Here is a 25047-nt window from a genome sequence, read left to right on the forward strand (position 1 = left end):
TTAAGGTTTTTCGACCCCCGATCAGTTCACCAATTTACCCACCGCAAGGGGCGGTTGACGCCCTTTTTCGTGTGTTAAACACGTGCCTCTCGCCAATCATGGTCGGGCGATCAATTGGCCGCCGGTTCTGAGCGACTACCCACGCTCAACACCTCCCCCACCACCGTCACGGCGCGCGTAAGAAAACGTGCACCTGTCGGCAAAGATGTCATAATCCGGACATCTCAGACGCCATTGATGGATTTCATACCATGACCGTCACCGTACGCACTGCCACCGTGGCCGACGCGCCTCTCATCGCATCATTTAACCAGTTTCTAGCGCTTGAAACGGAAGGCAAGACTCTCCCGGAAGCCACCATTGTGCAAGGTGTATCAACCATTCTTGGCGACGCCACCCGAGGTTCGTATTACCTGGCCTGCGACGCCGAGCGCGTGGTGGGTCAGCTCATGATTACGTTCGAGTGGAGCGATTGGCGCGATGGCTGGTTTTGGTGGATTCAGAGTGTGTATGTCGAGAAGGATGCGCGCAAGCTGGGCGTTTTTCGCACGCTATACCAACATGTGAAAACACTGGCTCGCGAACGCCCCGACGTGTGCGGAATTCGGCTCTATGTTGAAAAGGACAACACACGAGCGCAATCCACGTATACTGCACTAGGCATGGCCACCACGCCCTATCTGATTATGGAAGAGGAATTCGCGCGTTGAGACCGACGCCGAGACCGTCCGACCTCACGCCCCAAACTCACTCCTATTTTAACAACACGACTGGAGAGACACGATGTTAAAAATCGGCTCTGATGCCCCCGATTTCACGTTACCGGATCAAGATGGCAATCCGGTTACGCTCAGCGACACGCTCAAAACCGGCCCTGTATTGCTGTACTTTTATCCCGCCGATTTCACTCCTGGCTGCACTAAAGAAGCCTGCATGATTCGTGACGCGCATACGGAAATATTGGACGTTGGGGTAACGGTGCTGGGCGTTAGCGCTCAGGACGAGGACAGCCATAGCCGATTTCAACAACAGCACAATCTGCCGTTCACGCTGCTCGCCGATACCGATCATGTTGTCGCAAAACAATATAAAGCGAACGGACTGTTTGGCGTCACAAAACGCATTACTTATCTGATCAGCCCGAAGGGTAAAATCGACGATGCAGTGAACGCGATGTTCAAAATCAGCGCCCATGAAGAATTACTCAATGAAGCACTCGAGCGCTATGCCTCGGGCTAACAGCGGTGTCGTGAAGACACTTACACGGTCAGACTAATCGTAACGCGGCGCGTGTGGGCTCGGTGACGATGCTCCCAGACGTATACACCTTGCCAGGTGCCCAAGTCGCAGCGGCCATCCACAACAGGCATTGTCAGATGAGTTTGGGTAAGCACACTGCGCACGTGTGCGGGCATATCGTCGGGGCCCTCTGCGGTATGCGCGTAAATCGCATCGCCATCGGGTGCGAGCCGGGCCATGAATCGTTCGAGGTCCTCACACACATCGGGATCGGCGTTTTCGGAGATTATCAAAGAGGCGCTCGTATGATGAATAAACACATGACACACACCGTGCGTCACCTGAGCCTCCGCCACTACACGTGTAATGTCGGGCGTGATTTCATAGAGCCCGCGTCCCTCGGTGCTCACTCGCAACGTTTCATGGATCATGCGCCTAGTGTAGCTCATCCGATTACTCGCCGAGTGCCCGTCGTTTCGAATGCGCCCACCCATCACCCCAAGCCTAGTGCGAGCCCCCCTGCCGAGACACCCGCATGACGCCAGATCGATTCCGACTCATTGAGCGAACGCTGCGCCGGCGGCAACCGGATCTCAGCGTGCTCGCCGACGGTGTGCACAAAACCCATAACGTTGCCGCGGTTGTGCGTACCTGCGATGCAGTGGGCGTGCTCGATGTTCATGCGGTATCACCGGGCGGCGAAATTCCGCGTCACCACGCGACAAACGCCGGAAGCAGCCGCTGGACCCGCCTTCATACGCACTCCGATATCCAACATGCCGCTGAGGCGTTAAAACAACAGGGCTTTACCTTGGTCGCCGCCCATTTGTCTTCACGAGCCGTGGACTTTCGCGCGCTGGACTATCGCCAACCTACCGCTATCATGCTCGGCACCGAACTCGACGGCGTCAGTCAGGCGGGCTTGGCCTGCGCCGATGAGCACGTCATGATCCCGATGATGGGCATGGTCGAGTCGCTCAACGTGTCGGTCGCGGCCGCGGTCATACTGTATGAAGCGCAACGACAACGAGCAGCAGCCGGGTTATACGACACCTGCCGTATTCCTGACGCCACCTATCGCCATATCTTGTTCGAGTGGTGCTACCCCGATATTGCCCGTCGTTGTCGCGAAAAACAGGCGCCCTACCCTAACCTTGACGAAAACGGGCAAATGCTCTCAAACCCGCTGACAACCTGATATCATCGCGCACAGGTTTTTACCCGAGAGGACACAACAATGCCTACCGCCAGCGCACGCCATATCCTGGTTGCAACCGAAGACGAGTGCATCGCACTGAAGAATCAAATTGAAGACGGCGCCGATTTTGCCAAGATTGCCGCCGAACACTCCACCTGTCCGTCCGGCCAGCGCGGCGGCGAATTGGGCCAGTTCGGGCCTGGACAGATGGTCAAAGAGTTTGACACGGTGGTGTTCAACGGTGATTTGGGTGTCATTCACGGCCCTGTGAAAACCCAGTTTGGCTACCACCTTATCGACATCACCGAACGCACCTAAGCGCATACCGACGTCACCGGGCTGAGTGCACACAACCGCTTGGCCCGGTCGACGGACTCAGACACCCGCCCACGCGTCGGGACACGCTTGGCTCAGGAAGCGCCCCTCTCCCGCGCGCGTCACACTAGTGTATTAGTAGATTATTTCCAATTGCTTACAGATATTTTCTCATGTGGTTATTGAGAAAAATAACGGCGTTCCTCGACCCGGACCGGGTAGCCGCTTCCTCGCCGGACGACGAAGAGTCGATCATAACGATCATACGGTAAGTCCGCGCTCAGCGTGGCAGGCGCGGCTGGCCAGGCGGATAACCCGTCGACGATTTCAGGGACCGTGTTGCTGTGCCCAGCCACCACATGTACGCCATCCGGCTGGGCCATGATCGCACGCACCAGCGCCCGCGAATCCTGTGCGTCATAGACGTTTATCGAAACCCCCAACGCCTCAGCCAGCGGCGCCAACGTTTGACGCGTGCGCCGATAATCCGAACTCCACAAGATAACCGAGGCAGTATTCGGTGAAGTAGCCAGAATTTCTGAAGCCAGAGCCTCAGCACGGCGCTTGCCCTGCGTGCTGAGAGTTGGGTCGCGTCGATCATCGGTCGCCTTTTCGGCATGCCGGACGACATAAACAGTGACGGACGTCGCGGGGGTTAGCGGCGGCACAGCAGAACATGCCGCGATAGCGAGTAGAGCAAAAAAAGCGCTCAGACCCCGGGTTCGACGGCGTGTGACTCGCGGCATCGCTACAGGAAACCTCAGCACGGCGCACCCCTTAGGTGAATCGAACAGACGCATCGGGTGCGTCCAGACGCTGGGCGGATGTCCTTACCCACGTCACTGCCCGGCACTCGTCTAACGAGCGCGCCGATACGCCTACTGCGAAGCACCGCTATTTTTCATCTGGAACAATTGTGTATTCGCCTTCAATCGTATCGGCAGGGCGAGCACTTGTCCCCTCCTTATCACGGTGCGTTTGAGTACGTGCTGTCGGTGACCACGGGGCCCCGCGCGACCGCGCAGCGGAACCGCCCGACAGTGATTGGACGATCACCATGATTAAGCCAATCACGACCAGAGCAATCACGACAAAGAAACCGAAGAACAGCATAAGCCCAAGACCACCTGCCACCAGCAGCGAGCCGAAAATTGTCCCCAGTGGGTTTTGCTGAAATTTCTGTGCCCACAGATGGCGGGCTAATCCCCAGGGTGTCTGCTGCATGCGCACCCCCTCTCCTTTATTGATCGCCGATTCGATGTCGCGTGTTCGGACAATGTGTCGCCGACATTGCCTTGAACCACGTTCAAAATCAGGCCTCGATACGACGTTGGACAACACTAACACGATTTCGATTCATTCACGCCCTGGCACGCGGTCTGTGCGATTTGTTCAACATCCCTCGTGCAACCGGCGTCGCTCCCTCGGATTCTACGATTCTCAGTTTCCGCGCACCACCCGGATACCAAACTGCCGACGGATGACATCGAGCGACATGGTCAGATAAACCTCGTGATCGCGCCATGGCCATTTTTGCTTCATGCGCCAACAACGCCAGGCGGCGCTCAGCGTAAGCGGTACCGAACACAACACCGCGCGTACGACCTGACTGGCCGGCAACACGGAGTAAAGACTCTTGGCTTCATCGGATCGATAACCCTTCAACACACGCCACCCTTCGGTCGTGCCCATCAGGCTCACCATTTTGACAACCAATTCGTCCTCCAGTGACACACCCGCACCAAACACAACGTGCACGATGTCGTGATAACGAAAAAATTGACGCGCCACCTCGCCCGCGTCCCGAGGCACTCCGACTGCCTGAAACGCTGACTCAAATTCTTTGAGCCCCTCCGCGAGAGTGAGCGCAGAGCACTGATTCTGATAATTCAGCATCGCACTGGCCCCACGGCATTTATTGGTCACAGTGACAGCACTTTGTTGCACGCATCCGAGCCGAACAATCGCGTTGTCGAGTCCCTGATGGCAACACGCCCACTCAGACACGACAGCAAACGGTAACGACTACGTTCGTCCAGCAGAACGTCACGTGACGACTGCCGCTGACTGCGCCACGCCGACAAAGCACTCGCTAAGGAGGCGTGGCCAAGAAATAAAAATAGTGATCCGAATCCTGCGCATAGCCCAGGCGCTCATACAGCGCCTGAGCGCCGACGTTGGACCGCTCCGTTTCCAAAGACACGCCCTTCGCGCCTGTTTCAATCGCCCATTGACGAGCCCGCTCAAGAAGCTGGGTACCCAACCCTTGCGAACGCACTCGGTCATCAATGTACAGATCATTGAGAATCCAAATTGCCTGAGCCGAGACCGATGAGAAACTTGGATAGAGTTGGGTAAAACCCAACGCTCGCCCTTCATCGCCACGCGCAATGAAGATAACCGAATCCTGTCGCTCCATACGCTCACCTATGAACGCCCGAGCTAGATCCAAATCATCGGTCTGTCGGTAAAACACACGATAGGCATTAAACAACACAGCGATATCGTCAAGATCCGCCAACCCTGCGCGATGGATCTCTACGTCTTTTTCTCCCATGTTGCCACCTCACTATAAGCCCTACTGATCGCGCGAACCGCGGCACGATAAAAAGCGTTCATCTAAACGAAAACAGCGGCCAAAGGCCGCTGTTTCCGTTGATCACATTACTGTGGGTTAACTACTGGACACCACTCGGGCCAGGGCTACGCAACCACAGCGTCTTGAAGTGCTCGATGTCCGCATAATCAACGGTACCATCGACATTCAAGTCGACAACCTCATCGGAACTGCCGAAGTTGTCCATCAGAATCTTCACGTCAAGGAAATTGACGATCAGATCTTGGTTGAAGTCGCCGTCGCAGGCATTACCGAAGCCGTCGTTGTCGGCATCCACCTGTTCGGGGTTTGCGAACGCCGCACAGTTGTCCACGTCATCCAGTACACCGTCGCCGTCAGAGTCGACCGATGCCACTGAAATCGATGCGGTTTCACGCACTTCAACCGATCCAGGCATATCAACAATACTGTATACCTCGGCTTCGATCGTGCCCCCGCTGGCATCCGCCATCACTTCGACCGTGTACGTCAGGTCGGTCGTGACACGAGGTTGCTCACGGTAGTCCCAGCAGATGATCAGACCATTGCTCAACGGACCTTCATAGGTCGTGCCGAAGCTACCATCGGCGTTTTCAACACCAATGGTCATATCGCCCCAATCACCCTCGATATTGTCGTAGGAGTAGATGAGCTCATACTGGTTATCGATGTCGTTGAGTCGACCGGAGACCAGCGCCACGACGTCGGCACGTGCATTGGTTGATCCAGCGGGTGCAGGCTGCAGGTTATCGAATTCGATCACCGACAGGTTCACACCACCGGTCGCCATCGTCACACCGCTGCCTTCTGCTTCGTCGTAAACGATTTCCATGTCATTCCAAAGGAGCGCGGCCATGGCGTTTGGCAAGGCCGGGTTTGGAATGTCGGTATTGTTGCCTGGGTTTTGACCCGGCAGACCACCGAAGTAGAGGAAACCGTCATCCGTGAAGTTGATGCCATTCACGTTTTCCTGACCGTAGAAGAACACAGCCTGCTCAGCATGGGCCTGGAACGACACGTTATTACCCGAGATGGTTGGGTCGAGATCGAAACCGAAGTCCTCAAGATCGACATAACCACCGAACCCGGTTTCGCATGACGCGTTGTACAACGGATCGTTCGTGTCCACATTCGGGCCATTAATAGACGGCTGATAGGTACGACCAATCGCCGTCAGCGATGGGGTTTCAGCCGTCCAGATGACCTGGTTGTTGATCACAAACGACTGCATGCCACCGGTAATCGAACCCGGCACAAGCTGTGTGCCTTCGGGAATCGGAGCACTCACCACGTAGAAGCGATCTTCGGGTGACTCGTTGGGCGAAATCTCAACCTTCATGTTGATTCGATCACCCACATTGGCCGCATCGGTGTCGGCAACGAGTTTGACGTCATCTTCTGCGCGAGAGATTTCAACCGGGATAATACCCAGGCTTCCGTTTGGCGCGATCAGTTCAACGGCACCGATGTAGGTCTGGCCAACTTCCATCGGGAAGTCCCAGAATACCCGGACGTCAAACGCTTCACCGCCCACGACCGAATTCGGCACTTCTGCCGAAATACTGCCGTCGGTCGCCGGTGCAATCACCGATACCACCAGTTCGGTGTCATCAACGATGTCATCGCCAGAACCTTCGTAGTTGAATACCGCAACCCAGAACACGCCACCGCCGGCAAGTTGTTCAGGCGTCAGTTCACATCGCTCAAACGAGTCAGCGTTACCGCTTTGACACAGTTCTTCGTCTTCGGTGATCTCACGATCCATGTTGGCGTCGATTCCCACGAACAGATCGACGTCAGGCGCCGTCGAGGCCACGGTTTCAGCAATAAAGCTCACCGCACCGTCGGGTACCGCGAAAAACTCAATCTGCGTGTGCTCACCGGTATACGGTGTGAAATCACCCACTGAACCAGCGATCTGGATCAGACGTTGCTCGGCTTGCGCCAATCCGTAGGTGTCGACCGTGAGGCCGTTAATTTCAGCTGTGCGAATGCCGCCGGCAATCATGGAACCCGCATCGCGATCCGCGACGAGTTCGAGCTTGTCCGGGAAGATCGCCGCAGCAGTGCGTACCACCAGTGGCACACCGATGGTCGGTGAACCGCCCGAGGCCTCTTCCAGCAGGACCTTCGAAAACTGCCATTCGTTTGCGTCGATGCCATTGACGTCGGCCGTCACAGTGATTTCCTGAAGCTCGCCTTCAGCCACCGTGAACGAGGCGGGCTCCATGGAGATGCCGACGCCGTTAACGTTGTCAGAAGCGAGGTTCCAGGTACCCGCCTTGGTGGCGCGGAAGGTGCGTGTGAAGCTGCAGCTACCGAGACACTCTGTGCTATACATCTGCGCCAAGTTCAACGTGCGAGGATCACCGCCGATCGCCGGATCCGCGGCACTGAAATTGTCGTCGGTTTCGTCCATCACAAGCCCGGCCTGCACCGCGAGATTGACGCGTGCACTACCCGCGCCATGGCCAAACGGATCGGACGGAATCAGAGGACCGTTGAAGACCGACAGATCTTCGTCCTGTAGCACATTACTGTCGTCAGCGGTCAGCATCAGTGCCGACAGAACCTCAGCTGGGGTCCAGTCTGCATGCACAGCGTGCAACAGCGCCATCATGCCGGCCACGTGCGGGCTCGACATGGATGTACCACTCAGGAAGGCATAGTCAACAGGGTCGGCCACAGCCGCGAAGATGTTGACACCGGGTGCCGTGATGCTGGGCACCATCCATTCCATATCAGGGTAAGGACCCAGCGAGGAGAAGGTCGCCATGATATCGGCGGCTTCAACGTCGCGAATCACGGGCCCAGTTGCATCAATGGTGGCCATATGGTCCGAGCCTGAGGTCAACCAGTCGCGAACCGGACCGCAATCATCGGCGGTGATATGAATGCCAGGAATCACGTGCGGATCGTCGGACAGGAACGCCGCGCCACCGTCCACGTTACACAGGATGAAGCCACCGGCTCCACCGTCGCGCACGTTAATGGCTTTTTGCACGCGGGCAATCGAGCCTCGGTCACACAGCACGATCTGGCCATCGAAGGTTCCAGCCGGGAAAGGCTCGAGACACTGGGCCGGATCGGCATTGCTGTTGGGGTTGTCGTAATCACCGGCATACACAATCGGTGCGGTCAGCCCTTCGGTGACACTGCGACCACCGATCACAGGCGGTGTGTTCGTGCCGCCGGCAAAACTGATGTTCTTAGATGGGAAAACACGATCATGCGTCGAAGCTGCGATCGAGGATGACCACGGTGCGCCACCGGTCGAACCGGCTGCACCGGGACCAAGATCCCGACTGTTGCCTGCAGAGTTGGCCATGGAGATGCCCGCTGCGCGCGCTGACTTAAACGATTCGGCTTTGGCTTCACCCCAAGGTGAACCCGGTGCGGAACCAATCGAGTGGTTGAGCACATCCACGCCGTCAAGAATGGCTTGCTCAGCACTGGCAATCACCGCTCCAGTTGGGCAGGTGTTGGCTGGACACGCTTTGTAAACCACCAGGTTGGCGCGCGGTGCAACACCAGAGAAATCGCCCAGGGTGTAATTCATGGGTGTGCCTTCCGCGTCGAGCAGCGGCACACCTTGGAGCATGTTACCGACCGCTGTACTACCGGTGTGGCTACCGTGACCGTCGATGTCTTCGGAATCCGGTGCGTCCACGAAGTTCCAACGACCGATCATTTTGTTGTTACACACAATTTCTGGCGTCGAAAAACAATCGCCCATGTAGTTGCCTTCGCCATTGGGGTTCGTATGCGTAAACCCTTCGGCGTCGGACGCTTTGAACGACGGATGATCACCGTTCACGCCAGTATCAATAATACCGACGATGATGCCTTCGCCCATCGTGCCGACACCACCGTAGGCGCTCCCATCCCACACAGCGGGTGCGCCGACAAAAGCCGGACCAGCGTCCGTGTGCAACGGATGATCGATCTCGCGCTGAATGCGCTTGACGCCCGCCATGCCGGCCATGCGTACCGCATCCTCTTGAGTCATCTCAACGGTGAAGCCGTTGATAGCAAACTGGAACTCGCGGCCCTTGGACATGTTGCGGCCCACAGTCGTGCGAGCGGCATCCAAGAACTTCGCCTGTTGTTCCTTCAAATAGTTGACGTACGCGACGGTGGCAGGCGCTTTGACGTTCATCTTGCGACTGGCACCTGGTGTTCGCTGCGTTAAGTACTGAGGACTCGTAGCGGCCAGATTATCGATACCGCCGCGATAGGTCGCCGCTGGTGGATCGTTGAGCTGCACGATGTAGGTGTAGACTTTTTCATCCAACCCTTTTTCGCGAACAAACACAGGTGCGCCCCGAACCGAGCGCTTGGTTTGCTTGACTGCAGGCTGAGCTGCCTCCAGCGCTCCTTTAAACGTGGCCGCACTGGCCACGGATCCTTTTGACACGTAACGGTCGCCAGATCCATATACATTCGAACCGATGGCGACCGAACATAACGCCGACATCAGAAATACAAGTAGCTTGCTTTTCACCGTAGAATCCTCAATTTGATTAATCCCCAAACACATGTGTCCAACTTTGTTTCGCGAAGGCCAGAGTGCCTTTTGCCTGCGGCGGCAGATTGTTGATCAACCAGCCTGTGCCGCGCCCCCGTCGTCCTAACCGGAGTTGTCGCTGTTGTTATTGTGTCCACCAACTGAGAGGTGTGTTTCGACTTTGATGATGCGTCGCTTCGAGTCACTCGAAGCGCGCAGTGGCAGCGTTGCCACAACCCCCCAACGGTTTAGTGTTCCCAAACGCAAACCCAGATCCTCACGGCCCGCGTCTTTTAACGTTTACCAGTGCCCAAGACTACTACTTTTCCTGGGCGATTACATCCGTATCGACTAAACAAAATATCAGCAAAATCCTTTAATTAGACATAACTGTCGACGCCTAGGAAGACGGTGTACCCATCGGCCAAGCTACCCGAAGTTAGCGCAATAATCGTTATATTGTTATTAATGGAAACAATACGATACGAGATTAATTTCACGCGCTCTCGCAAGCCGGTTGTGTGGTATTTCACGTTGCACGTGAGAAAAATCCGACAACGAAACCCTTCATAGCGCCCAAGTCCGGTCGCCCTCACCCATTTGACAGCGTTAAAATTTCGGGGCGGCTCCGCAATCTGGCGCTCATTACAGGCGACTGCGCGCCGCCAGGCGTTAACGTATCGTGCCGCGCGATAACGACCCATCACGGGGCGACTTGCAACGCGCACCCCCCACTCAGGGAAAGAATCTAAACGCGATGTCGCCCCAGGCCTACAAGCGCTGCGAGTCCGCTGAGCATTAGCCACACGGCGGCCGGCACAGGCACATGCGCAAAGCCATCGGCTGTTATGCCAATCGAAATACCATCGCCGAGTAACACCGCCGTCACATCCTCACCAGCGAGACTAACAAACGGGTTCACGGGATTGCCGACAATGCAAATTGTCGTGCCGCAAGGCGTGGCACTCGGGTCCGTACCACCCAAAATATTGAACACAAACGAACCCATGTCGCCAACGCTGGTCATGCCATTGAAAAACTCAAACGTGCCAATGCCAAACCCCTCATATAGGCCCGGGCCCACCAACACACCCGCGGGTGACGCAGCCGCTTGCGCATCCGCAGGTAAGGCGGCTTGCGTATAACTCACAAACTCGATGGCGTTCGGATCGTAATAAAGGTCAAGGCCACCACCAAACATGGCGAACTCGGAAAAGTCATACGTCACGTTGATCGTTAATCCCCCGCCCGCCGTGAATGAACCGGTATACCCGATGCTGTTCGCGCTGGCGGTCACCATTAATCCGCTCGCGACCAAGGCGCCAAGCGCCTTCTTCATGAATGTACTTGTCACTATTCTCTCCCTGTCATGGACGAGTGCTTGCTAACAAAAAATGGGCCCATACCCTCCTGCGCGACGTGATCGACGGCGTTAGCCAGCAATCCTGACGCCCAGGCTATGGCCCGCTGTGTGCCCATAGGTGGCGTAACATTGTCCTAACGTGAGACGCCGCCCGCTACACGATGTCGACAAAAAGGCGATACTGCAGACCAACCCACAGCGCGCACTATCCATGGCGACCCGTTCAGACTAGTTCAGTCCTCATTAGCGCTCAACTGCGCCGCGCTGTACTCGCATGGGTAGACGGCTGATCAACACGGTCGCTGACTCGCGGGATGACCGCCCTGAATTTGACCAACCCTAAAACAGAAAAACCCCGTTGCAGTTTCCCGCAACGAGGCATTCTGACTATCCAGTCCCGAAGGACTAAATGTGTTTCTTACGAGCTTTTGCGACCGAAGCCGATCAGCGCGCCCAAACCACTGAGCATGAACCACACAGCAGCAGGAACAGGAACCACAACGTTGGCGCCTGAGATACCAGCAGACAGCAGGTCAGCCGTGACGTCCTGGCCAGCCAGGCTCACGAATGGGTTGATCGCGTTTGGAACGATACACAGGGTCATGCCGCAAGGCGTGGCGCCTGCGTCAGTGCCGCCGAGAACGTTGAACACGAAGGTGCCGATGTTGCCAGCACTGGTCATGCCATTGAAGAACTCAAACGTACCAATACCAACACCGGCGTAGGTGCCAGCGCCGTCAAGTGCGCCAACTGGAGAAGCTGGGGCCTGAGCGTCAGCAGGCAGGTCAGCCTGGGTGTAGCTCACAAACTCGATTGCGTTGGAGTCGTAGATGATGTCAACACCGCCGCCGAACATGGCGAAATCGGTGAAGTCATACGTCAGTGTGATGGACACAGTTCCAGCGGTGCCGTCGTAATCCATTGCGTCAAAGCCGACGCTGTTAGCGCTAGCGCTAAGCATCATTCCGCTTACCGCCAAGGCTGCGATCGCCTTAATAAATGGCTTGATAGTCATTAAAATCTCCCTTCAGTTAAAGAGGTCTTGTTAAAATTATTGGCCCTTAGGCATATGCCGCCGAACCCAAAGCTTAAGCTTGTTGCTGACTTTCTCTTGTTCCCACAAACTTCAGCGTCGAAACGCTTCCCCTCGAAGATACAAGATTTGTGCCAAGCGGCCTAATGCCTTATTTCTACTAACTTTTGGGTAACCCCGGCCCGATGATTGCACACGAAGTGTTAACAAAATCGACGGTACAGGACGCTCCCCCCATCACGATCGAAACGTGACCCTCGTCACGCTTCTCACATGCCCCGACTTTAGGACAAGTTCTGCCAAAGTGCAAGCGTGTCCGTTGCGCCGCAATACTATGTAAAATTGCGGCGCAGCAGAGACTTACAGCAGTTTGAGCGTGGCCACCGCCTCGTCAAAACCATGGTACCGCTGGTCCTTATCTTGGGTCGCGGCCTCCAGCTCGCGGCGGGCATTTTCAAGCTGATCAAGACGATAGTACGCCATCCCAAGGTGGTACCTTAACTGCTGAAGCTGCCCAGCACGGGATACCGCTCGCTCCAAAAGGGGCAACGCCTGCTCGATTTCGCCCATTCGGTAGTACAGCCAGCCCAGGGTATCCTGGAAAATAGGGTTATCGCTGCTGACAAATCGTTGCCCCACCGTGAGTGCTCTATCGAGCGTTTCCGGATCTGCGCGGTGATCGGCCACGAGCGCGATGTAATTATTGGCGGCGATGTCGACACCGGCGTTGCGGGAGATCAACTCATCATAAATGTCGATGGCGTCGTCCCAGCGCTCCATCTGCTCGTAGATCGTCGCCCGCATCATGATCAAATCGGCGCTACCGGGCACCGCCTCCAACCCGCGCGAGACCACATCGTCGGCCGCCTGTAGCTCTCGGGCACGCAGATGGATGCCAATCAGATTGCGGTAAGCGGGCAGCCAGGTACCATTCTTCGCCAACGCTTCCTCGTTTTTAGCCCGTGCACCTGTCCAGTCCTCGTTGCGCGCCAGCATTTCGCCCCACAGCGTCAGCGCCTGAACATTGTCTGGATTATTCGCGGAGAACTGCTCCAGAAACTCGAGCGCCGAACGCGTATCGTCCAGCCGCACATAGCTCCGCACCAGCCCAGTGATGTTCTCAATTGCATCCGGGGCATAGTTCAACGCCTGTTTAAATGCCGGGATACTCTCCGCAAACTGCCCTTTCGCTTGCAAAATTCGAGCGATGACGTAGTTACCCATCGGAGACGCAGGATCTTCCTCAAGGATATTGCGTGCCAGCTCCTCCGCCAGGTCCCACTCCTGCTGCCGCATATACGTGTCGATGAGGAGTCTCGAAATCTTTAGGTCGTTGGGGGCTTGTTTGAGTCCCACTTCCAGCAACGCCCGCACCTCATCCCAGCGCTGCGCCTGCACCAGTAACACAGCCAAATCCCGGCGGCCTTCGAGATTCGTCGGCGCGGCATCCAGCAGGCGACGATACTCTTCCATCGCCAGGTTATTCTCGCCCTGCTGCGCGTGTGATTTAGCGAGCAATAATCGGGCATTCTGGTGGCCAGGGTTGTCACGCAAGATGGTGCGTAAATCGTTAATGGCGGAAGTGGCGTTGCGATCTTTGAGGTCGATACTGGCGCGCATCAACAGCGCATCCGAGTTGGTGGGTTCATCTTCCAACACGCCAGCAATCGTGGCCTTCGCGGCTTCTTCGTTCTCTTCTAGCATTTGCAGGCTGGCCATTTTGGTACGCGCCTGGATGCCGCTCGGCCCACGCGCATCGGTATCGATAATGCCTTGGAATACGCCGCGCGCCTCTTCACGCTGCCCCGTCAGGACATAAGCCTGAGCGAGCGCAAATTTGTACTGATGCACATCGGGCTCATCCACGATGTACTCTTTCAAAATATCGATAGCATCCTGGGCACTTTTGTTGTTGCCCAGATACTGCGCGTAATACAGCTTAGCCGTCGTATCGTCGGGATTGGCCGTGATGATGTTGCGTAACACTTCCAGGGCTGGCTCCAATTCGCCCTGCTCGCCCAAGAAGTTCGCGAGTGAGTAACGGTATTCATTACTATTGGGGTATTCGGCGATGGCTTCCCGCAGTTCGTCTTTCACCGCGTCCACCCGTCCGAGCTGATTCAGCAGCGCGATTTTGACTTTGCGCAGCCCTTCATTATCCGAATCCGCCTCAATAGCTTTGTCGAGCAGATCCAGTGACCGGTCGGGTTCGGAAGACTGATAGGTCGACGCCAAAAACGCGAGCGCAGACGCCTGACGGGGATCCGCGGCCAACACATCGTTTGCCTCATCTCGAGAACCCTCAATATCGCCCTCTTTATAAAGAATGGTCGCGCCCAAGATCCGGGCATCACCGTTGGCCGGGTCAACGCCCAATGCGGCCTCTGCATGCGTCTTGGCCTCATCGATACTGCCCACCGCCGCATAGATACGGCCGAGCTTCACGTGCGAGTCGATATCGCTGGGGTCGAGTTCGACGATCTTGCGCAGGTACTGAAAATGCTCGCGGGTTTTTTCTTGTTTCTCGGCCAATTCCGCCATCAGCCGCACAGCGCCAACGTTGTTGGGCTCGATCTGGAGCGTGTTCTTCACGTCCAACTCAGATTTAACATAATCACCAAGATCGAAAGACTTTTGAGCCCGCTCCAGGTACTCGGCTGCGCGCCCTTCCTTGCCACCACAAGATGCGGCGCCCAGAGCGAGTGTCAGCACTAGCCCGACAGTTATCAGTCTTTTCATGTCTTTTCCTCAGTCGTTCAATGTTCGGTCCCCGATTAAGGGGGCGTTGCGGCTCGCTATTAAAACAGATAGCCGCTAAATAATGAATATATACAGACCCGACAGAACCGGGTTGGTGCCGCTCAGCTGCCCATGAGCCCCCTCGCAGCGAGAATCGTGAGTGCCCCCATCGCGGCCATGGGAAGCAGTTTCAACGACTCACCTCGCCGGCTCGACAGGTATTCGCTCACGTAGAAAAACACCGCGAGTCGAATGGCCGTATCGGAGAGCTGAGTCGACAACTCCGACCGTTCGGTCAGGTTGGCCGCCAGCACGATTGCCAACACGAACGTAATAATAAGTATGTCGAGTGGTGTGGTTTGGAAGACCTCGCGGCGCGTCAGTCGAATGGTCATAACCAGGCACAAACCCAGGCCAATCATGTAGGTATTAATGTGCCAATTCTGCAGCAGCTCAAAGCGGGGTTCGCTCAATAGCGAATAGACCGCCACAATGCCCGTAATGTAGATGACCATGCGAAACAAGTTCTCGCGCCAGGGCGTCGGCGCCACGCCGGCGGCCATCGTCAGCGCCGCAACCCCTGCGGCCATCCAGCCGAGCTGCTCGGGGACAAATTTTGGATAAATGGCCGCGAAAATGAGAAACCCGCTGGCCAATACCTCGGTGACGCGGACCATAAAATCGGGCAATCCGGGAAAACGCCGGAGCCAGTTGTTGCGGCGCTCAACGATTTCATTTGGATCATCGTCCCGCACCCGAAACGCGCGTGTCCGCGCCCAGCGGAAAAACCCGATCACGATGAGTGCAAACGCCACATAAAAACCCACCACTAACGCATCGCTCTCGTACCGAATAAAGATTGCCAGCGACACCAACACAATTTGCGCAATGTAAATGACCGATACGGCTTCGTAGTGGCGCAAACCAAAATCCAGTAGTCGATGATGAAAGTGATTGCGATCCGGCGAAAACGGAGAGCGACCGGTGCGTAGCCGCCACAGCATGACGGAGACCGTATCCAAAATCGGCAGCCCGACCAACAGCAATAGCAGCGCAGGATTGAGCGCCACGTTCGTTCGTTGGCACAAATACACCGCGAGGCAGCCTGTGATGAACCCGAGAAACTGACTGCCTGTATCACCCATGAACACGACCGCAGGATGATTATTGAAGCGCAAAAAGCCACACACTGCGCCAATGGCCGCCATCGCCAGCGTCACCATCATCGTGTTGCCCGACAGCCAGAACAACCAGGCCAGCGCACAGAGCGTGATCAGCGACGCGCCCGCGGCGAGACCATCGAGTCCGTCAGAGAGATTCATGGCGTTGGTGACGCCAATCAAAAACAACACCGTGACCGGCATGGAGAGGTAGCTTGGCACCTCGTCAATGCCCATGAACGGCCAGACCTCGATGTGCAAACCAGACACCACGACCAGCACGGCCGCGATGAGTTGGCCGAAGAACTTCCAGCGATAGTCTAAGTCGTTGCGGTCGTCCAGAAATCCAAATAGCGCGATCACCAGACTGCCGATAACAATCATCAGCACCAAACGTTCTTCTGGCCAGAACAGCGCAAGGGAGACCAAGAACCCAGCCACAATGGCCAAACCACCACAACGTGGCACCACGCCAGTATGCACTTTTCGTTCGTCGGACTCATCGGTGAGTCCAAGCGCCATTGCGTAGCGCATAGATAGCGGCACGAGCAGCATACACACCAGAAGCGCGACAAAAAAACTCGAGAAAAAGCTCATAGGCCGTTAGTCGTCGTTCCTGGTGCACAGCACGCGGAGTGGGGTCTCACGTCGGCATGTGAGCCGTTCGCGATTGGCATACGTCGACGGCCTGCCATCCACCCCGCGCACCCACGTTAGTCCGGTACGTATTCGACCAGCGGCGCATACGATTCTCGCATGAACTGCTGCAGCCGATTCTCCTGCTCGGCCAAATCCGTACCTTCCGGCACACTTACAATCAGTCGCATCAACGCGCCATCCGTGCGTTTACGCGTTAACGAATCCCAAAAGAGATACCACTTTTGCGCGTACTCATTCGTGAGGTTGCGTTCGCGTTGCTTGAACCAGTAGTACACCAGAAGACGCGACTTATCTTGCGTCATGATGGTGCGATTGACGTTGACCGTCTCGTCAACAGCACCTGGAACACGATCGACGGCAATCGTTTCAAACGTCTCGATCTTCCAGCCACCACCCGGCAAACAGGTACGTGGCGAGTGAATCGCTACGCCTTTACGTTGCGTGGAGTAATACGCGACCCAAACGTTGACCGAAGCGCTTTGATCGGCGTTATCAAACTGAGCACTCAAGTAGTCTTCAAGCTTGAGTACATCGAGATACACACTTTCGATCGGCACATTGGTGCCCGTCCATTCGTTTATCGTCATATCAAAGGCGGTGAAGCGCTCGCGTTCCGGCACAATCTCCTCTCGCTCATCCAAATACGTAGAACCGATTGCGGTGGCCAAGATGAGCGCTACCGATGCGAAGAACGGAACGCTGAACACACCATTCTGCGTGATCTGTTCGCGCGTCGTGTCCTCACCCGAGTCGAGACTCAACGTGTCACGAAGGCTGCGCGGCTCCTTGGAAAACATCATGAAAACCTTCATGAGCAACAGCAGAATACCCACGCACGCCATAAAGATGATCCAGCCCTCAAAATCGTGCAGAAAGCCCTCGGCCTGGCTCGGACCATAGCGGTCCACCAGCACACCGATCACACCGATACGAAAGCTGTTCATCAGCACAGTAATGGGAATGGTGATAAGGAAGATAATCGCCCGTTGCCACATTGGGCCCTTGAACATATACGCCAGCAGAAACCCGAAACTCATAAGCGGGAAGAGGTAGCGCAAGCCGCTGCACGCTTCGACCACTTGAAGTTGATAGGACCCGAGGTCGATGACGTTACCCTCAAGGAACACGCTGATGTCAAAGAATCGAATGACCGCCACACCCAACTCAGACGAAATGAGCTGGAGCTTGGCCGACAGATTGTTGTAGAGAAAATCGGGCAGCGGGATCATGAAACAGAGGTACAACAAGGGTGCCCACGCGTAGCGCATGCCACGCCAGCCGATCGCCGCCAGAATCAATCCGATGAGCGATCCAAGAAACGCGTATTGAATGATCACATAAAGCGCGCTGAGCTCGCCCATGAGGAAGAGAATCGTGCTGATGAGCACGGGTGCAAACCCTGACCAAGCGCCGCGCCAACGCATATCGAATAGCGCCTTGCGCTGTTGCCAAAGCAGGAAAAAAGCGATCGCTGGAATCAGATAGCCATGGCTATACTCTTCCTGTGACCACTCCCCAACCATAAATTTGAGGCCATCAAAATACGTGAGTAAAAGGCCGAGCAACGCCACCACCAGGGCAACGAGGCCAAAGACGCCGTTACGGTCTCCGCCGATTTTAGAGGTCTGTGTCGTCAAGGCATGTCTCCATTTTTTGAGGGCTGGTCCGTTAGCGATGTGCTGGCCCAATCGACTGGATCGGACGCACGCGACCGGTTCGTCGCGGCAGAACACCCTGCTCTGGACAGGCGTTACCCACTTTGTTGTTGACCCGAAATACTACCATGAGTCGATAAGTCATATGTGACCGCGTGCCCGAAAAATAGGTTCCGCATCGTCTTCAGCGACGCCCAAATCGGGCCTTCATTATGTCGAACAAAAAGCGCGGCAAGGCGGTCTGGCGCAATAATCGTCGAGGGTTACTCAGGAGCCGAAACAACCACTCGAGATGCAGCGCCTGGAACAGCCTCGGCGCTCGCGTTACCGCGCCAGACAGTACATCCAAGGTGCCGCCTACGCCCTGAAACACGCGCGCGTCAAGCATCGGCATATGGCGCTGCATCCAACGCTCCTGGCGCGGACTACCCAATGCCACAAAGACAAATTGAGCGCCACTTTGGTTGATGTGCTCAATCAACTGCGGCATCTGCTCTGCTTGCACGAAGCCGTGGCTGCGGCCGGCGACAATCAGATTCGGAAAGCGCTGTTTGAGATGTTCACTGGCCGCTCGATTCACCTCATCGCTGGCACCGTACAAGAACACACCGTCGCCTCGCTCAGCGGCCAATTGGCAAAGTCTCGGCATCAAGTCCGCACCCGCCACGCGATCGAAGCGGCCGAGGCCAAGCCATCGTGCACCGAGCACCACGCCGATACCATCGGGGATTAGGAGCTTGGCGCCGGTCAAAAATCCTTGCACCTCCGCATCCTCTCGGGCGCGAATCACCTTCTCAGGATTGACGGCTAGGATGTTGCCCTGCTCACCCGCATCCAGCCACAGCCGGGCCCGCTCAACCGCATCGTCCATCGTGACCGGATCCACCGGCACACCCAACAGGTGAATTCGCTCTTTTGTCATAAAAAATACGCCTTAGATCGGGCCAGCAGCGCGGACGTGTCATCACCGACCAAACGGCCCGAATTCATGCCATCCGTCGACATCGGGTGCCCATCCAACTTCGCCCGGCCGAGGCACATAACCGCCACCTCGCCGGGGTCGGTTACCTGGGACAACACAGTGACGCGATCGATTTCACCGTAACGCTCGGATCTTACCGCGGTGTCGAGATGACAGTCGGGCGCAATGGGACAATAGTCGGGCTTTCCATTCGATGCAGCATTCGACGATGCCGAATGGTTTACGTCGTCACGCGCTTGATATCGACCCAACGACATTTCGATCGATGGCTCGTCGTCGGACACAAACCACCCTGTCTCTTTTTGGTCTAGCGACAACGGACTAAACCACCTTTGTGTCGCGCGTCGGTCCGGCAAGTGGTCGATCACAACCAGCCGCGACGGCTCCAAGCGAATATACCGACAGACGGAGTAAAGATGAGTGACTGAGCATTTCAGTTCGAGCCACAGTTCGAGCACCTCACTCTCCTCGATATGACGACATCGACAACGATATGCGTGATCCCACATGAAGGGACTCAACTGGCGTGCAAAATCACCGTTCTCGATCTGCACCGTGTTGTGGGCGGCGCAACTTCGCAGCCTCTTGCGATGTGACGCGTTCTCTCCTGCGTAAGCGGCGGTACCTGAGTCACACAGCACCGCTCGACCGTCGAGCGACGCCACGATACTCAACGCGTCGGCATGGCCGTGACCGTAAGATGGCTTCATTCCGAGCGGCCCGTGGTCAATGATCACCTGCCATCCGTACCGGTTGACGCAGGTAAGACCCGTTTCCGCAAAGTGATGGACGCTGTCCGGCACCGAATGCCGCACCCAGTCGCCACAATAATACGGGCTGAGTGCGAAACCATCATCCGCATCGCCAAGTCGCACAAAGCCACTGCCACTGGCGGCGATCGTCGCGAGAAATTGTCCGCCCCGCTCTACTGCGAGCGAAATCGCCGACGGAACCTCTCGATGATTCGCGGCTAATACACGCCTGACACATTCAGCAAGTTCAATGTTAAAGCGGTGATACCAAGTCGACTGTTCAATTCCTCCGCCATCGGATAACACCTGACGATCGATTTCGGTCGCAAACAGATTAGTGGCAAACTGGGCCCACTCTTCCTGTTCGGGGCTGAACGGTAAGACGAGACTCGCGCACAGTAATCCCGCGCACTCTGCCAGTGTGTGATTGCCCGATGAAGAATGACTCGAAATTCGTTTTCGAATGAACCCTGCATGCTGCCGAACCAGAGCAAGCACCAAGGCCCGAACGTTCGCAGAAAGGCGACCGCGGTGTTCGAGTAAAGCCGCGGTGTGCACCACCGCGATACAGCGCAAGCCACATTCCATCGCCGACACATAATGTATGCCGTGTAGGTAAGGATTTGCCTGCCACCACGACATCAACTGCTGCTCGATCATCGAAAGCGCCATGCGACTTTTCGCGTCATCGGGCGTATGCCCCAATCGACGAGCGGGCACCGCCAACGCGATCAGCTGCTGCAGTCGAGCCGGTTCCCAGGATCGACGCACGTCGCCCGTCGCATTGCCGGGCCGATAATCGATGGCGTTAAAAAATCGAGCCGGCCAATGGCGTAAGGTCGTGTGCTCCACATGCCAGCCATGCTCATTCCAGTCCCAGTCGGCACCACCATAGGTCACGACGCCTTCGAGCAGAGAGTCGTAGTCGCGCGCGATGGCTTCATCGTCAAGTTGAAACGTCCCGACATTGAACTCGGGCTCTTTGGCGGAACCGGGCGGTTCGTCCGGCAAGTCGGCAGGCGGCGGGCTGTAGTCGAGTTTAATTTTGAGCAACCAGAGCTGATCGGCTACGCGTGACACGAACTCATTCAGGTCCATCACGCTAAGGCGCGTCAACAGCCAGCGCAGCGATCGTCCTGACATGGCTAGATCACCGACCGGATCGCGATTTCCAACCGTCTGTCCCTAGGCATACTGCGGCATGCGAGCGACCTGCATGTCGCGTCGCCCTTCGTACAGCGCACGATCGGCCATGGCAAGGAAAACCGCCCAGGTCGCGAACATGAACTGTTGATAGTCTGATAAGCCGAAACGCAAAAACTCAATCTTCAACTCATCGACGAGGAACATGGCCATAATCACGATACCGACTCTGGGCACCGCGTTTAAAAAACCCGACTGACTGCGATACTTAAACGCCCGCAGATACCGCGTTGTCAGCGCCAAAAACCAAGAAAGATAGGCCAGCAGCCCAACAACACCGGACGTGTAAAGAATATGAAAATACAAATTGTGCGGGTAATGAATCGGTTCGTAACCCGGAATACGTCGCGTCCACTGATCCGGTAAGTAAAGCCGCGGACCATGACCGAGCACGGGCTTATCCGGTATCTTCTCTAATACGTAACTGAAGTTCCGCGTGTCGGGCGTCAAGCCATCAAACTCCGTGCCGAGCAGACGCTCAAACAGCACGTTATAGGTTGTGAATTTCAGTATGAAAAACGCGGCCGTACCAAATAAGATGGGCAATCCAACGCCGAGCGCCACGACGCGTCCGATACCGATTTGACGCACGAATAACAGCAACAGCAGAAAGAGCCCAAAAATCATCGCCAAAAAACTGCCACGACTACCGGTCGCGACCAAAAACGCGGCGTTACCGACGAACAGCCCGAGCAAAATCAGACGAACACCGGGTTTGCGGTAGTACATCAACGCAAAAACGAGGAGCACCAGCTGGGTGGCATGGAACGCACCATTGATGCCCGCCGCGCCGAACGATCCGATAAACCGCTGATGCTGCTCTAGGTTACTCGCCGTTGCCAATTCGCTGATGCCAAATGCGATACCCGGATTGAATCCGGTTGTAATTTTAATCGTGCTAAACAGCAACACTAAAAACCCCGTCGCAATGAGCATATTGATCCCATAGCGTTCATTAGTTTCGGATCTGGCGATAAAGTTGTACACCAAATAAAACATGACGAAGTTTGCGACTAAGGTGACCAAATAAAAGAAATGATCAACATAGGTGCTTCGATGCGCCTGCGAGGTGGATAGCAGTAGCGCAAAAAGAATGAGCATACCCGCCCATAAAAGGGGAAACGATCTGAGCCGACCACGCAGCAAAAAAATAAAGCCCACCATGTACACGAGCACTGTGTTAAGCGTGCCGTAACCTGAATTAATAATCTGGAATGGGATCATCAACACGAGCAATGTGATAATGCTCTTCTCCGACGCCGAGTACGCAATCACAAACATGATGAGCCCAAGCAACAGACCCACGATAAGCTGAGTTAACTGACTGTCAGTAAAATCCACGCGTCGCCTCCAGGGCTATAATCAGGTCGTGCGCCACGGCTTACTCGCCGTCAGCGCCTCCGGTTTCGGCGTCAAACTGCCGATATCATAAAAACTCACGTCGAACAGTTCCAGCACACGTTGAATGCCCGCCGCATCCTGTTTGGACAGGCGTTCAAGTGGCGTGGAGACAACGCGCTGACCCAGCGTTACACTCGACTGCTGTGATGGCCGTTGCAACAGCGCGTCACCCGGCCGATTGTCCAGCCCCAACGCGTTCAATAACCCACGCCAAGACGCATCGTCCTGCTGTGCAAGGTGCTCATAGAACACGAAACGCTCGGTGCTTTCTGCAAGATCCTCAAGCGGCAACAGGTTTTCAAGACACCAAATCAGTGTAAACATCTCCGCTTCGGTGCGCATCCTTGTTGCCCAATGTCGCCACGGTTTACCCATACGGGCTTCCAAACGCTCATCGACTTCGTAGCGGGCGGCTATGCGCGCAGCATCCCAATCGCCCTTGAGTCGAATCTGCGATTCAACGACCGCGGCGGGATGGCGAATAACCAGTGCCCAATGAGTGTGCGGGCGGGCGCCTAGTGCCGGTAACAACAAATTGCCCCGAATTAGCTTTACAAGACTCGGCAACCCAGGTTGGCGACGGTATCGACGCCGATGTCGCCAGAGTTTGCGCCAGTGCGCAACGAATCGTTTTATTGAGCTCAAATCGCTAAAACTACCGGCGGTCGGCCGAAGGCGATCCGGGCGCACTCGATAGTCAATCCAAGTCCGAGGGTAGCGGCCCGCCAACACGGCATCCACAAAGGCTGGTAGCGCATCGAGATTTTCCTCCGGCCGCGGCGGATACGCCGGCAAGCCGGCGTAGCGTCGGGTCAGTGATGCGGCACGCGACCAGCCTTGAGGGTGCAGAGGCTCGAAGACAGGATGAAGGTCGTTGGCTTCGCACAGCACATCCAGCAGCCAAGTCGTTCCACTTCGCCCAGAGCCCGCTAACAGCCTCAATGTCGTGGCGTCTGAGGTCACTAGGCCAGCTCCTCGCGACCCGTATCGGTATCGAGCAGTCCATAGACAAGCACTTTCAGCAGCACATTGACCACAATTTGCACCAACACAAACACCTGGAGTGTCCAGCTCGCCGATTGCCCGGTAGCGTGCGCATAGGCAAACACACCGACCTGCAACACAGCGATTGTCGCTTGTACCGCGAGCCAGTAATTTTGACGCCGTAGCGTAATCAACAACATGGCCGCCGGTGAGGTAATCCAAAACGACAATAACAGCGGCGCAAGAATTTCCGCGAACACGCCCGCCTCGCGCCAGTCGCTGCCGAGTACGAAAGTAAGCAGCTCCTGCCCCCAACCGTACAGAACAAACGCCGGACCAATACCGAGCACCAACATGACCAACATGGTTTTGAGGTAGGTGCCTCGCAGAGGAAGCCGATCGTTATGCATCGCGGACACTTTCTGAAGGAACACGCCGCGAAACGCATGAAGACCAAGTTCGACGGGCGCCTTGATTAATCGGTTGGCCATATAAAACAGTCCAGCAACTGCCGGTGAATACATAAAACCAAAAAATATGACGGGCAAATTCTGAGCAAAGGTCCGCACGAAATCTGCAGGCATTGTGTAGGTTGGAAACTCAGGATATTTCCTCAGCATGCCAAATAGTGCCGCACCGCTTTGATGACGTACGTCGTGACGATAGACCGGAAACGCGACGATGAGCCCCGCCGCAAAACCGATGAGCAGACCCGCGAGCAACCCCCACACGGTGCTGCCGATCCAAAAACCCAGGGCAATGCGAATGCCAATATTGACCAGCGAGTTACTCATTTCGGCCACCGCCATACGGCCGAACTGTTTTTGCCGAATCATCCAACCGTTGACGAGCAGTTTAAATGCGGCCGACAACAAAACCGCCAACGGTAACCACCAGGCATAGTGGCCAAGGCCTTGCACCAGACCGGTTTGCTCGCAACACACGCGCACAACCGCCACGAGCACTAGCGTTACCAGTGCGACGAGAACAGCAACCCACAATGTCGCACGCAGAAGTTGTCGCGCGTCCGACTCATTGTCTGGCAGCACCATCGCCATTTCATACTTTAGCGTGGCAAATACAGCAATGACGGCAACAACGGAAATAAACAACCCAATCACGCCGTAATCATCTGGCGTATAGAGTCTTGAGATTATCGGGATGGCGAACAACGAGATTGCGACAACCAGGCCGTTTCCTGCCAGCACTTTTGTCACATTGGCGACAAACTCGCTTTGCCGCAAACGCGCTAGCATGGTT

Annotated in this window: 20 protein-coding genes; 4 read left to right on the forward strand and 16 right to left on the reverse strand. The window is 55.9% G+C overall.

Annotation, left to right across the window (positions count from 1 at the left end; all coding sequences use genetic code 11):
- Positions 1-251 precede the first annotated feature (251 nt).
- Both AAF465_07900 and AAF465_07905 read left to right on the forward strand, forming a co-directional pair.
- Positions 252-710 carry a GNAT family N-acetyltransferase gene (locus AAF465_07900; GenBank protein ID MEM7082641.1) on the forward strand — a complete coding sequence of 153 codons (459 nt, stop codon included), beginning with the start codon at positions 252-254 and terminating at the stop codon, positions 708-710.
- A 73-nt stretch (positions 711-783) separates the two neighbouring features.
- Positions 784-1239, forward strand: coding sequence for a peroxiredoxin (locus AAF465_07905; GenBank protein ID MEM7082642.1), 456 nt, complete (start codon positions 784-786; stop codon positions 1237-1239).
- Positions 1240-1259: 20 nt separating this feature from the next.
- Here AAF465_07905 and AAF465_07910 read toward each other — a convergent pair whose 3' ends face one another.
- Positions 1260-1670 carry a secondary thiamine-phosphate synthase enzyme YjbQ gene (locus AAF465_07910; GenBank protein ID MEM7082643.1) on the reverse strand — a complete coding sequence of 137 codons (411 nt, stop codon included), beginning with the start codon at positions 1668-1670 and terminating at the stop codon, positions 1260-1262.
- A 104-nt stretch (positions 1671-1774) separates the two neighbouring features.
- On the opposite strand from AAF465_07910, the gene trmH reads away from it, so the two are divergent.
- Positions 1775-2437: a tRNA (guanosine(18)-2'-O)-methyltransferase TrmH gene (gene trmH, locus AAF465_07915; protein MEM7082644.1), complete on the forward strand. Its 663-nt coding sequence runs from the start codon at positions 1775-1777 to the stop codon at positions 2435-2437.
- A gap of 39 nt (positions 2438-2476) precedes the next feature.
- Positions 2477-2755, forward strand: coding sequence for a peptidylprolyl isomerase (locus AAF465_07920; GenBank protein MEM7082645.1), 279 nt, complete (start codon positions 2477-2479; stop codon positions 2753-2755).
- 176 nt (positions 2756-2931) lie between these two features.
- Here the strand turns inward: AAF465_07920 and AAF465_07925 are convergent, their stop codons facing one another.
- The 15 genes from AAF465_07925 to AAF465_07995 all read right to left on the reverse strand — a co-directional run bounded on the left by AAF465_07925 (position 2932) and on the right by AAF465_07995 (position 25043).
- On the reverse strand, positions 2932-3519 hold the full coding sequence (locus AAF465_07925) for a phosphoglycerate mutase family protein (GenBank protein MEM7082646.1): 588 nt from the start codon (positions 3517-3519) through the stop codon (positions 2932-2934).
- Positions 3520-3646: 127 nt separating this feature from the next.
- Positions 3647-3976, reverse strand: a complete 330-nt coding sequence (locus tag AAF465_07930) for a hypothetical protein (protein ID MEM7082647.1) — start codon at positions 3974-3976, stop codon at positions 3647-3649.
- Between the two features lie 216 nt (positions 3977-4192).
- A complete protein-coding gene (locus AAF465_07935) occupies positions 4193-4648 on the reverse strand; it encodes a hypothetical protein (protein ID MEM7082648.1) in 456 nt (151 codons plus the stop codon).
- A gap of 196 nt (positions 4649-4844) precedes the next feature.
- Entirely contained in the window at positions 4845-5309 is a 465-nt protein-coding gene (locus AAF465_07940; protein MEM7082649.1) for a GNAT family N-acetyltransferase, read from the reverse strand.
- A 121-nt stretch (positions 5310-5430) separates the two neighbouring features.
- The gene (locus AAF465_07945; GenBank protein MEM7082650.1) at positions 5431-9765 is read right to left on the reverse strand and encodes a S8 family serine peptidase; all 4335 of its coding nucleotides are present in this window, start codon (positions 9763-9765) and stop codon (positions 5431-5433) included.
- A gap of 838 nt (positions 9766-10603) precedes the next feature.
- Entirely contained in the window at positions 10604-11209 is a 606-nt protein-coding gene (locus AAF465_07950; GenBank protein MEM7082651.1) for a VPLPA-CTERM sorting domain-containing protein, read from the reverse strand.
- Positions 11210-11636: 427 nt separating this feature from the next.
- Positions 11637-12233 carry a VPLPA-CTERM sorting domain-containing protein gene (locus tag AAF465_07955; GenBank protein MEM7082652.1) on the reverse strand — a complete coding sequence of 199 codons (597 nt, stop codon included), beginning with the start codon at positions 12231-12233 and terminating at the stop codon, positions 11637-11639.
- A 378-nt stretch (positions 12234-12611) separates the two neighbouring features.
- Positions 12612-14990 (reverse strand): tetratricopeptide repeat protein, encoded by a 2379-nt coding sequence (locus AAF465_07960; protein MEM7082653.1) that lies wholly within the window; start codon positions 14988-14990, stop codon positions 12612-12614.
- Positions 14991-15112: 122 nt separating this feature from the next.
- Positions 15113-16747, reverse strand: coding sequence for an MraY family glycosyltransferase (locus tag AAF465_07965; protein ID MEM7082654.1), 1635 nt, complete (start codon positions 16745-16747; stop codon positions 15113-15115).
- 116 nt (positions 16748-16863) lie between these two features.
- Positions 16864-18447 (reverse strand): VPLPA-CTERM-specific exosortase XrtD, encoded by a 1584-nt coding sequence (gene xrtD, locus AAF465_07970; protein ID MEM7082655.1) that lies wholly within the window; start codon positions 18445-18447, stop codon positions 16864-16866.
- Positions 18448-18649: 202 nt separating this feature from the next.
- Positions 18650-19387 carry a WecB/TagA/CpsF family glycosyltransferase gene (locus tag AAF465_07975; protein MEM7082656.1) on the reverse strand — a complete coding sequence of 246 codons (738 nt, stop codon included), beginning with the start codon at positions 19385-19387 and terminating at the stop codon, positions 18650-18652.
- Positions 19384-21342 (reverse strand): alginate lyase family protein, encoded by a 1959-nt coding sequence (locus tag AAF465_07980; protein ID MEM7082657.1) that lies wholly within the window; start codon positions 21340-21342, stop codon positions 19384-19386. The genes AAF465_07975 and AAF465_07980 overlap by 4 nt, the downstream gene beginning before the upstream one ends.
- A gap of 42 nt (positions 21343-21384) precedes the next feature.
- Positions 21385-22743 (reverse strand): O-antigen ligase family protein, encoded by a 1359-nt coding sequence (locus tag AAF465_07985; GenBank protein MEM7082658.1) that lies wholly within the window; start codon positions 22741-22743, stop codon positions 21385-21387.
- Between the two features lie 21 nt (positions 22744-22764).
- Positions 22765-23766, reverse strand: coding sequence for a hypothetical protein (locus AAF465_07990; protein ID MEM7082659.1), 1002 nt, complete (start codon positions 23764-23766; stop codon positions 22765-22767).
- On the reverse strand, positions 23766-25043 hold the full coding sequence (locus tag AAF465_07995; GenBank protein ID MEM7082660.1) for an oligosaccharide flippase family protein: 1278 nt from the start codon (positions 25041-25043) through the stop codon (positions 23766-23768). The genes AAF465_07990 and AAF465_07995 overlap by 1 nt, the downstream gene beginning before the upstream one ends.
- Between the last annotated feature and the right edge of the window lie 4 nt (positions 25044-25047).

The organism is Pseudomonadota bacterium (assembly GCA_039028935.1).
In the GTDB taxonomy this organism is placed as follows: domain Bacteria; phylum Pseudomonadota; class Gammaproteobacteria; order Steroidobacterales; family SZUA-146; genus SZUA-146.

What these genes read in the sequence shown, in the direction of transcription:
- AAF465_07935 (MEM7082648.1), bottom strand. Translation starts at nt 4,648, where the DNA reads ATGCTGAATTATCAGAATCAGTGCTCTGCGCTCACTCTCGCGGAGGGG.
- AAF465_07955 (MEM7082652.1), bottom strand. Translation starts at nt 12,233, where the DNA reads ATGACTATCAAGCCATTTATTAAGGCGATCGCAGCCTTGGCGGTAAGC.
- AAF465_07960 (MEM7082653.1), bottom strand. Translation starts at nt 14,990, where the DNA reads ATGAAAAGACTGATAACTGTCGGGCTAGTGCTGACACTCGCTCTGGGC.
- AAF465_07980 (MEM7082657.1), bottom strand. Translation starts at nt 21,342, where the DNA reads ATGTCAGGACGATCGCTGCGCTGGCTGTTGACGCGCCTTAGCGTGATG.
- AAF465_07910 (MEM7082643.1), bottom strand. Translation starts at nt 1,670, where the DNA reads ATGATCCATGAAACGTTGCGAGTGAGCACCGAGGGACGCGGGCTCTAT.
- AAF465_07920 (MEM7082645.1), top strand. Translation starts at nt 2,477, where the DNA reads ATGCCTACCGCCAGCGCACGCCATATCCTGGTTGCAACCGAAGACGAG.
- AAF465_07940 (MEM7082649.1), bottom strand. Translation starts at nt 5,309, where the DNA reads ATGGGAGAAAAAGACGTAGAGATCCATCGCGCAGGGTTGGCGGATCTT.
- AAF465_07965 (MEM7082654.1), bottom strand. Translation starts at nt 16,747, where the DNA reads ATGAGCTTTTTCTCGAGTTTTTTTGTCGCGCTTCTGGTGTGTATGCTG.
- trmH (MEM7082644.1), top strand. Translation starts at nt 1,775, where the DNA reads ATGACGCCAGATCGATTCCGACTCATTGAGCGAACGCTGCGCCGGCGG.
- AAF465_07930 (MEM7082647.1), bottom strand. Translation starts at nt 3,976, where the DNA reads ATGCAGCAGACACCCTGGGGATTAGCCCGCCATCTGTGGGCACAGAAA.
- AAF465_07995 (MEM7082660.1), bottom strand. Translation starts at nt 25,043, where the DNA reads ATGCTAGCGCGTTTGCGGCAAAGCGAGTTTGTCGCCAATGTGACAAAA.
- AAF465_07905 (MEM7082642.1), top strand. Translation starts at nt 784, where the DNA reads ATGTTAAAAATCGGCTCTGATGCCCCCGATTTCACGTTACCGGATCAA.
- AAF465_07900 (MEM7082641.1), top strand. Translation starts at nt 252, where the DNA reads ATGACCGTCACCGTACGCACTGCCACCGTGGCCGACGCGCCTCTCATC.
- AAF465_07975 (MEM7082656.1), bottom strand. Translation starts at nt 19,387, where the DNA reads ATGACAAAAGAGCGAATTCACCTGTTGGGTGTGCCGGTGGATCCGGTC.